The 10,709-nt window shown below is 62.5% G+C and carries 8 protein-coding genes and 1 pseudogene; 3 read left to right on the forward strand and 6 right to left on the reverse strand.

Annotation, left to right across the window (positions count from 1 at the left end; genetic code table 11):
• The 4 genes from VA602_RS12855 to rpsU all read right to left on the reverse strand — a co-directional run.
• Positions 1–2,735: PAS domain S-box protein (locus tag VA602_RS12855; RefSeq protein ID WP_323453383.1), on the reverse strand; the 2,735-nt coding region annotated here is incomplete at its 3' end.
• Positions 2,736–2,864: 129 nt separating this feature from the next.
• The gene (gene rpoD / locus VA602_RS12860; protein ID WP_054892208.1) at positions 2,865–4,718 is read right to left on the reverse strand and encodes an RNA polymerase sigma factor RpoD; all 1,854 of its coding nucleotides are present in this window, start codon (positions 4,716–4,718) and stop codon (positions 2,865–2,867) included.
• Positions 4,719–4,785: 67 nt separating this feature from the next.
• Complete coding sequence (dnaG, locus tag VA602_RS12865; protein WP_323453384.1) at positions 4,786–6,768, reverse strand: DNA primase; 1,983 nt, start codon at positions 6,766–6,768, stop codon at positions 4,786–4,788.
• A 230-nt stretch (positions 6,769–6,998) separates the two neighbouring features.
• Positions 6,999–7,214 carry a 30S ribosomal protein S21 gene (gene rpsU, locus VA602_RS12870; RefSeq protein ID WP_003255575.1) on the reverse strand — a complete coding sequence of 72 codons (216 nt, stop codon included), beginning with the start codon at positions 7,212–7,214 and terminating at the stop codon, positions 6,999–7,001.
• Positions 7,215–7,418: 204 nt separating this feature from the next.
• Between rpsU and tsaD the strand changes: the two genes are divergently transcribed.
• The gene (gene tsaD, locus VA602_RS12875) at positions 7,419–8,444 is read left to right on the forward strand and encodes a tRNA (adenosine(37)-N6)-threonylcarbamoyltransferase complex transferase subunit TsaD (RefSeq protein WP_054892210.1); all 1,026 of its coding nucleotides are present in this window, start codon (positions 7,419–7,421) and stop codon (positions 8,442–8,444) included.
• Between the two features lie 24 nt (positions 8,445–8,468).
• Here tsaD and plsY read toward each other — a convergent pair whose 3' ends face one another.
• Positions 8,469–9,038: a glycerol-3-phosphate 1-O-acyltransferase PlsY gene (plsY, locus tag VA602_RS12880; RefSeq protein ID WP_054892211.1), complete on the reverse strand. Its 570-nt coding sequence runs from the start codon at positions 9,036–9,038 to the stop codon at positions 8,469–8,471.
• A 73-nt stretch (positions 9,039–9,111) separates the two neighbouring features.
• Here plsY and folB point away from each other — a divergent pair, with 73 nt between their 5' ends.
• Together folB and folK are read left to right on the forward strand one after the other, a co-directional pair.
• Positions 9,112–9,468: a dihydroneopterin aldolase gene (folB, locus tag VA602_RS12885; protein WP_054892212.1), complete on the forward strand. Its 357-nt coding sequence runs from the start codon at positions 9,112–9,114 to the stop codon at positions 9,466–9,468.
• Entirely contained in the window at positions 9,459–9,971 is a 513-nt protein-coding gene (gene folK / locus VA602_RS12890; protein ID WP_153772391.1) for a 2-amino-4-hydroxy-6-hydroxymethyldihydropteridine diphosphokinase, read from the forward strand. Before folB ends, folK begins: the two co-directional genes overlap by 10 nt.
• Positions 9,972–10,127: 156 nt before the next feature.
• Here folK and VA602_RS12895 read toward each other — a convergent pair.
• Positions 10,128–10,709: pseudogene (locus tag VA602_RS12895) on the reverse strand (multifunctional CCA tRNA nucleotidyl transferase/2'3'-cyclic phosphodiesterase/2'nucleotidase/phosphatase); the annotation flags it as partial.

Consider the following 10,709-nt stretch of genomic DNA (forward strand, 5'->3'; position numbering starts at 1 on the left):
GCCAGCAGCTTGTTGGCGATGGCGCTGGCGTCGCTTGGGCGATGCAGGCCGGGCAAGAGGATGATGAATTCGTCGCCGCCCAGGCGGGCGACGGTGTCGACATCGCGCACCTGCTCTTTCAGGCGTTGAGCGATGCCTTTAAGCAAGAGGTCGCCGACCGGGTGGCCGAGGCTGTCGTTGATGTGCTTGAAGCGGTCGAGGTCGAGGAACAGCACGGCGCCTTGGCGGCTGGAGGCCTGGGCGCAGGTGAGGGCAGCCTGCAGGCGGCTCTCGAACAGGGTGCGGTTGGGCAGGCCGGTGAGCGGGTCGTGGTGGGCCTGGTAGTCGAGCTTGGCCTGGGCGTGCTTGAGGCTGGAGATGTCGGCGAACACGGCGACGAAATGGGTGGTCTCGTGTTCGCTGTTGCGTACGGCGCTGATGGTCAGCCAACTGGGGTAGAACTCGCCGTTCTTGCGTCGGTTGCAGATCTCGCCCTGCCAATGCCCTTCGGCGGTGAGCTGATGCCACATGGCGACGTAGAAGGCGCTGTCGTGTTGGCCGGAGGCGAGCAGGCGCGGGGTCTGGCCGAGGGCTTCGAGTTCGCTGTAGCCGGTGATCTCGCTGAAGGCGCGATTGACCGCACTGATGCGCTGCTCGGTGTCGGTGATCAGCACGCCCTCGGCGGTGTTCTCGAAGACCGTGGCGGCCAGTTGCAGTTTTTCCTGCATCAGGTGGCGCTCGGTGATGTCACGGGTGATGGTCAGCATGCAGTCGATGCCGCCGATTGGCAGCGGCCGAGCGGACATTTCGCACAGGCGAATCTGGCCGTCGCTACGGCGGATATGGCAACTGAAATCGCGCGCGAAACCATCGCGCTTGAGCAGTTCGATCAGCCGATCACGTTCGTTGAGGTCGGCCCAGATGCCCAGATCAAGGCTGTTGTGGCCAAGGCTTGGGTTGATGTCGTAGCCGGTCAGGCGGCAGAAACCTTCGTTGGCTTCCAGCAGCAGGCCATCGCTCTGGCGCGACAGCAGCAAGCCGTCGGGCGATGCGTGGAAGGCCTTGGCGAACTTCTCTTCGGAAGTCTGCAACTGTTGCTGGGTTTCCTTGAGCTGGCTGATGTCGCGCACGGCAACCACCAGCGCCGGTGTGCCATCCAGGTCGAAGCTTTCAGCGGAGGTGAGGCCTGTGAACAACTCGCCGTTGCTGCGCCGGAAGCTCATTTCCAGGTTGCGGATGCCGCCACGCTGCACGCGTTCGAGGATCGTCGGGCCGGTGCCCGCGACACCCCACAGGCCCAGTTCGGTGGCGGTGCGGCCGATGACCTGGGCCGGGCTCAGGCCGATCTGTTCCTCGAACGCTTCGTTGACCTCCAGCAGGCAGCCATCGCTGTGGCGGGCGATGAGCAGGATGTCGGGGCATTGCTGGAACACTGAGGCGAACTTCTGTTCGGAAAGGCGCAGGGCATCCTCGGTGCGTTTGGTTTCGCTGATGTCGATCATCAGGCCGCGCATGAGCGGCTTGTGGCCGTGCTCGATCATGCTGACGATATTGCGCACCCAGAGGATGTGCCCGTCGGCACGTATTACGCGATAGTCGAGGCTGTGGTCGCGCCCGGCAGCTGTTTCGGCGTCGCAGTAGGCCTGGGCCCAGAGGGCGTCCTCGGGGTGCAGGATACCGCGCCAGAAACCAGGTCTGAGCCATTCCCTCAGCGGGTAGCCAAGCAGGCCCTCGGCGTGTGGGGAGACGTAGCTGTAGGTGAAGTCGTTGGCGTCGGCTTCCCAGGCGATGGCCGAAAGGCTTTCGATCAGGCTGCGGTAGTGGTATTCGCTGCTGCGCAGCTCTTGCTCCAGGGCGATCCGCCGCGAAATCTCCGAGCTGAGACGGCGGTTGATGCGCAGCATGGCGGCGAGGATCAGCAACACCACGGCCAGTGTCGGCAGGCCGTAGACCAGCAGATCGCGCCATAGGCTCCGTTGATCGACGACGTTGCCGACCCAGCGCTGCTGAATGTCACTGATTTCGGCGCTGCTCAGGTCAGCCATGACTTTGTCGAGAATACCGATGAGGATTTTCTGTTCTCGTGGTGCGGCCATGGCCAGCTGATAGCGGTAGGGCGTCTCGCCACTGACGTACAGGCCATCGAGTTTGAGCTGGCGCAGGCTCCAGATGCTCGATGCAAGGTCGCCAACCACCGCATCCACTTCGTCGGTAGCCAACGCCTGCAGGGCTGAACTCACATTGGGCAAGGCCACCAGATTGAGGTCCGGGTGGTGGGTGCGCAGCAACTCATGGGGAGCGTAGTTTTCCACGACCGCGATTTTCAGGCCGTACAGGTCTTTGAGGGTGCGTGGCTGAGGGCCGCCTTCGTGGGCAAGGATGACGATGGGGAAATCGAGGTAGGGGCGGGTGAAGGCCAGGTAGGACTGGCGTTCGGGCGTCGACATGATGCCTGGAAGCAGGTCGATGCGGTTCTGTCGTGCCTGCTCGAGTACCTGCGACCAATTGCTCGGCTCGATCGGCTGCAGCGAAACGCCCAGGCGTTGCTGGATCAGGGCAATGTAGTCGGCGGCCAATCCCTGGTAGCGACCTTCCTGGTCGCGGAACTCGAATGGCGGCCATGAAGCATCCACGCCCAGACGCAGCTGCGGATGGGCGCTGAGCCAGGCTTTTTCTTCGTCCGTCAGGGTCAGGGCGCCGGCCGTTGTGTTCCAGATCATCAGGAGCAGCAACAGGAGTGCCGGCATCAGGGGCATGGCGACCTCTCTATCAGGGGGCTGATTCGAGTGTAGACGGACGCGGATGAAGAGTGCCGGTGAATGCGGCAGATTGCCTGCAGCTTTTTGTCGCCCATGAAAAACCCCGGCCTGGGCCGGGGTTCGTCATCACTCGTCGAGGAAGGAGCGCAGATGCTCGCTTCGCGTCGGGTGGCGCAGCTTGCGCAACGCCTTGGCTTCGATTTGACGGATCCGCTCGCGGGTCACGTCGAACTGCTTGCCGACTTCTTCAAGTGTGTGGTCGGTGTTCATGTCGATACCGAAACGCATGCGCAGCACCTTGGCTTCGCGTGCGGTCAGGCCCGAGAGCACGTCACGGGTGGCTTCCTTGAGGCTTTCGACCGTGGCCACGTCGATCGGGGACTGCATGGTGGAGTCCTCGATGAAGTCGCCCAGATGCGAATCTTCGTCGTCACCGATCGGGGTTTCCATGGAGATCGGCTCTTTGGCGATCTTCAATACCTTGCGGATCTTGTCCTCAGGCATTTCCATGCGCTCACCCAGCTCTTCCGGGGTCGGTTCGCGACCCATTTCCTGCAGCATCTGCCGGGAAATGCGGTTGAGCTTGTTGATCGTCTCGATCATGTGCACCGGAATCCGGATGGTGCGCGCCTGGTCGGCGATCGAACGGGTGATCGCCTGGCGAATCCACCAGGTGGCGTAGGTCGAGAACTTGTAGCCACGACGGTATTCGAACTTGTCCACCGCCTTCATCAGGCCGATGTTGCCTTCCTGGATCAGGTCGAGGAACTGCAGGCCGCGGTTGGTGTACTTCTTGGCGATGGAGATCACCAGGCGCAAGTTCGCCTCGACCATTTCCTTCTTGGCGCGACGGGCTTTCGCCTCGCCGATCGACATGCGGCGGTTGATCTCTTTGATTTCTGCGACGGTCAGGCCGGTCTCGGTCTCGAGGTCGATCAGCTTCTGCTGGCAGGCGACGATCGCGGCGTCCTTCTCACCCAGGGCGGCGGCCCACTTGGTGCTGCGCTTGGCGAGGTCACCGCTCCAGGTCTGGTCGGTCTCGTTGCTCGGGAACAGGCGCAGGAAGTCGGCACGCGGCATGCGGGCATCACGTACGCACAGTTGCATGATCGCACGCTCCTGCTGACGCAGGCGGTCAAGGGCACCGCGCACACGCTCGACGAGTACGTCGAACTGCTTGGGCACCAGCTTGATCGGCATGAACAGATCGGCCAGGGCCTGGAGCGCCGCAACGCTTTCCTTGCCACTGCGACCATGTTTCTTCAGGACCTTGTTGGTGGCCTGGAGCTGGTCGGAGACGGCACCGAAACGCTGACGCGCAACTTCTGGATCGGGGCCGCTTTCGCCCTCTTCCTCGCTGTCGTCGCTGTTTTCGTCACCTTCTTCTTCGTCTTCCGACTCTTCCTTCGCCGCTGCAGTCTTGGCGCCTGGGATCGGTACTTCCTCGGTAGGCGCGGCAATGTTGTCGTCAGGGTCGATGTAACCGCTGAGAACATCCGACAGGCGGCCGCCTTCGGTCGTTACACGGTCGTACTCGCCGAGAATGTGATCGACGGTGCCCGGGAAGTGAGCGATGGCGCCCATGACTTCGCGGATACCTTCCTCGATACGCTTGGCGATTTCGATCTCGCCTTCGCGGGTCAGGAGCTCGACGGTACCCATTTCACGCATGTACATGCGTACCGGGTCGGTCGTGCGGCCGATATCGGTTTCAACGGCCGCCAACGCTGCGGCGGCTTCTTCGGCTGCGGCTTCGTCGGTGTCGGCTTCCGCCAACAACAGGGCATCCGCATCCGGAGCACTCTCGAATACGTTGATCCCCATGTCGTTGATCATGCGGATGATGTCTTCCACCTGTTCCGGATCTGAAATATCCTCAGGCAGGTGGTCGTTGACCTCCGCGTAAGTCAGGTAGCCCTGCTCACGACCGCGGGTGATCAACTCTTTGATACGAGATTGCTGTTGCGCTTTTCCGGACATAACACCCTATCCACTGAAGGTCTTGGCGGGCAAAAAACAAGCCGAGGATTATACCCGAGCATGGACCTCACGCGCCAGATGAGGTCGGGGTTTGTGCGGGAACATTCCTGCTGAGCAGGGCGAGCAACTGGGATTTTTCCTCAGTGCTCAACTCACTTTGACGTGCTTTCCTGAGCAGATGTTCCAAGCTTCGCTCGCGCTGGCGGGCTGACAAGCTAGTTATGGTGTCGAAAAACTGTTGTTCAAGGTTATCGGCATCGATCAGCCATTCCTTCTCTGCCAGCGCCCGCAACAGACGCCCCTGTTCGGTGCCGTGCCAGCGTGCGATCAGCTGCATGGAGCTTAGCCCAGGATTCTTCTGCACGGCTTCGATCAGGGCCACCAGCAACTGGCTGTAAAGATGTTCTTCGTCGGCGAAATGGCTCGCGTCCTCGACCTTTCCGGCCAGCAGCGGATGGTGCAGCAATGTGCGCAAGGCCGCGAGCGCCGGGGGTTCGACCGGTGCCGGCGTGCGTGGAGGCGCTTCGTCGCGCTGCCAGCCCTTGCCGCCCTTGCGGTTCTTGTCCCAGGGCTTGCCATTGCCATCCCAGGGCTTCTTGCCCCCCCCTTTGTTGGGTGTCCAGGGGCGTTGCTCCTGCTGGGCGGGGGCGTAGTCGTGGTGCTGTTCGCTGAAGTCCGGCGTGTAGCTGGCCATGGCATCGTAGTCATAGCCTGGATCGTAGTCCGGTACGCTGGGCGCGGGCGTTTTCTGTGCCAACTGCTCCATTTGCTGGACATCAAGACCAGTAATTTCCTTCAAGCGATTTCGCATTAACTGACGCAGATTGGCGCCCGGAATCTTTTCGATCAACGGTGCAGCCAAGGTCGCCATGTGGGCCTTGCCTTCCAGCGAGCGAGGGTCGGCTTCGCTGCCCAATTGCTCGAAGAAATAGTCGGCGAGCGGTTGGGCGTGCTGATGGATGCGGGCCTGGAAAGCGTCGGTGCCTTCTGCGCGGACCAGCGTATCCGGATCTTCCCCTTCGGGCAGGAACAGGAAGCGCGCACGCCTGCCATCCTGCAGGTTCGGCAGCGTGGCCTCCAGTGCACGCCAGGCTGCCTTGCGCCCGGCCTGGTCGCCGTCGAAGCAGAACAGCACATGGGGCACCACGCGGAACAGGCGCTTGAGGTGCTCTTCGCTGGTCGCGGTGCCTAGAGTAGCCACAGCATTGCGCAGGCCTTGCTGGGCGAGGGCGATCACATCCATGTAGCCCTCGACCACGATGATTTCGTCGAGGTTGCGGTTGTGCTTGCGTGCCTCGAACAGCCCGTACAGCTCCTGGCCCTTGTGGAATACCGGGGTTTCCGGGGAGTTCAGGTACTTGGGCTTGTCATCGCCCAGCACGCGCCCGCCGAAGGCGATCACCCGGCCACGGCTGTCGCGGATCGGGAACATGACCCGGTCGCGGAAGCGATCGTAGCGCTTGCCGGTCTCGGCGTTCTCGATCAGCAGGCCGGCGTCGATCATCACCTTCTGTTGCAGGGTGTCGGCGCCCAGATGCTTGAACAGGTTGTCCCAGCCCGGCGGGGCGAAACCCAGACCGAAATCACGGGCAATTTCGCCGGACAGGCCGCGGCCCTTGAGGTATTCGACCGCTGCCTTGCGTGTCGGATGGTTGCGCAGCGCCTGGCGATAGAACTCGGCAGCTGCTTCGAGCAGCGGGTACAGCGGAGAGTCGGTGGGCTGGCGCGGCTTTTGTCCGCGTCGTCCCTCTTCGCGCGGCACTTCCATGCCTGCGGCGCGGGCCAGTTCCTCGACTGCCTGGGGGAAATCCAGGTTGTCGTGGTCCATGATGAAGCCCAGGGCGTTGCCCCCGGCGCCACAGCCGAAGCAGTAGTAGAACTGCTTGTCGGGGCTGACAGTGAAGGACGGCGTCTTTTCCTTGTGGAACGGGCAGCAGGCCGAATGGTTCTTGCCGGTCTTCTTCAGTTGGATGCGCGAACTCACCACGTCGACAATGTCGGTGCGGTTGAGGAGGTCGTCGATGAAACTCTGGGGAATCAGCCCGGCCATGGCAGTCTCGTTATCTGGCTACTGGCAAGTCTAATCGCTGGAGAGAGCAACAAGGGAGATGCGTGTCGGCCTATCACCTGCCGCATCGGGCATTCTGGTGAGGCGTATGAATTCTGCCCATGGGCGAGTGCCGGGGCCCCCAAGGCACATGGCCGAGGGTTTGAAGCGACAACTGCCATTAGCCCGGCACGAGGCCGGGCTGGGCAGAAGCTTTGCGTAGAACTTCTGTATTAGTACAGACGAACGGCGCGGCGCTGTTCGCGCTGAACTTTCTTGGCGTGACGCTTAACAGCGGCAGCAGCTTTGCGCTTACGCTCAGCGGTCGGCTTCTCGTAAAACTCGCGGCTACGAACTTCAGCCAGTACACCGGCTTTTTCGCAGGAGCGCTTGAAACGACGCAGAGCTACGTCGAAGGGTTCGTTCTCTTTAACTTTGACGGCTGGCATCCAGGGCTACCTTAATTCATTACCGGGGTAGACGTGCTCCTGGCAAAACAAAGGTGTGCTGGAGAACGTCGGTTTTCAAGGGTTGCGGATGTTAACCCTTAGCGGGGAGGAATGCAAAGCCTCTGATCGAAAACCGCTGGTCGGCACTCTGTACGGGGACTAGAATGCGCGGCTTCGAATTCAGCCTCCACAAGGCACGGACCCATGCTAGTACTGGGATTGGAAACATCCTGCGACGAAACTGGCGTCGCATTATACGACAGTGAGCGCGGCCTGCTGGCCGATGCGCTGTTCAGCCAGATCGACCTGCACCGCGTCTACGGCGGCGTTGTGCCCGAGCTCGCCTCGCGCGATCACGTCAAGCGCATGCTGCCGTTGATCCGCGAAGTGCTGGATGAAGCTGGCTGCGTCGCTGCCGACATCGATGCCATCGCCTACACCGCCGGCCCTGGTCTGGTCGGTGCACTGCTGGTTGGCGCTTCCTGTGCACAGGCGCTGGCGTTCGCCTGGGATATTCCGGCGATCGGCGTTCACCACATGGAGGGCCACCTGCTGGCGCCGATGCTCGAGGAGCAGCCGCCGCAGTTCCCGTTCGTCGCCTTGCTGGTATCCGGTGGTCACACTCAACTGGTGCAGGTCGATGGCATCGGCCAGTACGCGCTTCTGGGCGAGAGCCTGGATGACGCGGCGGGCGAGGCCTTCGACAAGACGGCCAAGCTGATTGGTCTGAATTATCCCGGCGGACCCGAGATCGCGCGTCTGGCCGAACAGGGTACGCCCGGGCGCTTCGTGTTCCCGCGGCCGATGACCGACCGTCCGGGGCTCGAGTTCAGCTTCAGCGGTCTCAAGACCTTCGCCCTGAATACCTGGCAGCAGTGCCGCAATGCGGGTGACGACAGCGAGCAAACCCGTTGCGACCTGTCGCTGGCATTCCAGCAGGCGGTGGTGGAGACTCTGACCATCAAGTGCAAGCGTGCCCTCAAGCAGACCGGTCTCAAGCGCCTGGTCATCGCCGGAGGTGTGAGCGCCAACAAGGCGCTGCGGGCATCGCTCGAGGACATGCTCGCGAGCATCAAGGGCAATGTGTACTACGCACGTCCGAAGTTCTGCACCGACAACGGCGCGATGATCGCCTATGCCGGCTGCCAGCGCCTGTTGGCCGGACAGCAGCAGGATCTGGCGATCAGCGTGCAGGCGCGTTGGCCGATGGAGCAATTGCCGCCGCTGTGAGGCGGCGTTTTCCCCGCGAGTGATTCAGAAATGTCGTTCGCGGCCGGCAAACAGGTCGCGCAGATTGCTGCGGTGTCGCCAGACTATAAGTACTGTCAGCACCGTCATTGGCAGCAGCGCGGCCGGCTCGCGCCAGGCCAGCAGCGGCAGGGTCAGAGGCGTGGCAATCAAGGCCGCCAGCGAGCTGGTACGGGTGAGGTAGAAGGTGAGCAACCAGGCGCCGATCGCCAGCAGCGCGGCGGGAAAGTACAGCCCCATGAGCATGCCCGCCGCAGTGGCTACGCCCTTGCCGCCCTGGAAACGGAAGTACAGCGGAAACAGGTGGCCGATCACCGCGCACAGACCTATCCAGGCCTGGGCCTGCAGGCTCAGGCCTGCAAGTCCGGCCAGCAGCACTGGCAGCAAACCCTTGCACAGGTCGCCGAGCAGGGTGAGGATGGCCAGCTTGCGGCCTGCCAGGCGCAGCATGTTGGTCGCGCCGGCGTTGCCCGAACCACTGGAGCGAGGGTCGGGGTTGCCACTGAGGCGGCTCAGGACAATGGCGAAGGACAGCGAGCCGAGCAGGTAGGCGAGCAGCGCCAATAACCAAAACATGCTAACTATTCCGGGCGGGGACGCCCTGATTCTAACGGCGCCAGTCGCCCTTGTCGTCTGTGGAGAGAAGTGCTTGGACAGAGTGTTCATCGAGGGACTGGAAGTCGATACCGTCATCGGTGCCTATGACTGGGAGCGGGATATTCGCCAGTGCCTGCGCCTGGACCTGAGTTTCGCCTGGGACAACCGCCCGGCGGCGGCCGGTGACGACCTCAACCTGGCGTTGGACTACGCCAGTGTCTCGGCCCGTATCCAGGCCTTTGCCGAGCAGTCGCGCTTCGAGCTGGTGGAAACCTTCGCCGAGCGTCTGGCGGCGACCTTGATGGAAGAGTTCGGCATCGTGTGGATGCGGTTGAAGCTGACCAAGCCCGGTGCCGTTCCTGCGGCCCGGGGTGGCGTGGGCGTGGAGATCGAGCGCGGATGTCTCTGAGCACGGTTTACCTGGGGCTGGGCAGCAACATCGACCGCGAGCGCCACCTGTGCGCCGGGCTTGATGCGCTGGCCGGCATCCTTCAGGACATGCGCTGTTCGGCGGTGTTCGAGAGCCAGGCGGTAGGGATCAAGAGCGGGCCTTTCTTCAACCTGGTGGTGAGCGGGCAGACCGCGCTGCCGCTACTGGAACTGGATCGCCGGCTCAAGTTCATCGAGGCGGAAAACGGCCGCTATGCCCCGGATCGCAAGGGTTTGCCGCTGGATATCGATGTGCTGATGTTCGATGAGCTGCACGGTACTTTCGACGGGCTTGTACTGCCGCGCGCCGAAATCCTGAAAAACGCGTTCGTGCTCTGGCCGCTGTCGTTGCTCGCGCCCGATCTGGTGCATCCTGGAGCAGGTAAATCCATGGCCGAGTTGTGGCAGCAGGCGAATATCCAGCAGGAGCTGGCGCCAGTGCCGTTCGAGTGGCGTGGGTTGCAACTGACGCAGCCATTTTAGCCACGACTGCGTTGTCCAGAATCTGAAGGCCGTTTCCATGTCGCGGCCTTTTCTCACCTGGCGGTGGCGGTTTGCCGCTGCGACTTGCGCCGCGATCGCCGGCAAAGCCGGTGCCATCCACCGCAGCTCCACAAGGATCGGGCTCGCTGCGCAAGGTCAGCCTTTGTAGCGTGTCAACGCCTGCAAGCGCTCTGCCTTCAGTGCCTCTCCCAATGCCTGTCCGGTCAAACCCTGTGCAACCAAGGGTTTCACATCGACGTCTCGTGCCGCCGACGCCGCGCCTCGCAGGTAGGCGGCCTGTGGATAACGCTCTGCTTGCCGCGCAAGTGCCTCCATCTCGCAGGCGGCGATGAAGTCTTCGAAACGCTGCGGCCTGCGATACACGTCGAACTTCTGCAGAAGCTCCAGCAATGCCGCTGCTTCCAGCTCCATTGCGCGATGCGCCAGAGGCAGGCACTCACCAACCAGCAGTGCCAGTTCCTGGCATTCACGTGGCGCCTTGAAGCGCTGGTTTACAGCTTTCAGTTGTGAGGTGTCCCGAACGCCTTGCAGCAGGCAGGCCCAGCGCACGTGCAGTGGCTGCCGATGCTCTGCCGCCTGTTGCAGCGGGGCGAGTGCCTGCGGGCTGGGGTCGAGCTCCGGCATCAGTTGTTGCAGCGCGCCGCAGTCGCGCAGCACTTCGATGAACACCTGTGGCTGCGCTTCCATCAGCGCGCGTTCGATCTCTTTCCAGCTCCG

The organism is Pseudomonas machongensis (genome assembly GCF_034961125.1).
GTDB lineage: Bacteria > Pseudomonadota > Gammaproteobacteria > Pseudomonadales > Pseudomonadaceae > Aquipseudomonas > Aquipseudomonas machongensis.

Bases quoted from the DNA above. Each gene is read 5' to 3' on its own strand.
- dnaG (WP_323453384.1), bottom strand. From the start codon at position 6,768: ATGGCCGGGCTGATTCCCCAGAGTTTCATCGACGACCTCCTCAACCGC.
- rpsU (WP_003255575.1), bottom strand. From the start codon at position 7,214: ATGCCAGCCGTCAAAGTTAAAGAGAACGAACCCTTCGACGTAGCTCTG.
- tsaD (WP_054892210.1), top strand. From the start codon at position 7,419: ATGCTAGTACTGGGATTGGAAACATCCTGCGACGAAACTGGCGTCGCA.
- rpoD (WP_054892208.1), bottom strand. From the start codon at position 4,718: ATGTCCGGAAAAGCGCAACAGCAATCTCGTATCAAAGAGTTGATCACC.
- folK (WP_153772391.1), top strand. From the start codon at position 9,459: ATGTCTCTGAGCACGGTTTACCTGGGGCTGGGCAGCAACATCGACCGC.
- plsY (WP_054892211.1), bottom strand. From the start codon at position 9,038: ATGTTTTGGTTATTGGCGCTGCTCGCCTACCTGCTCGGCTCGCTGTCC.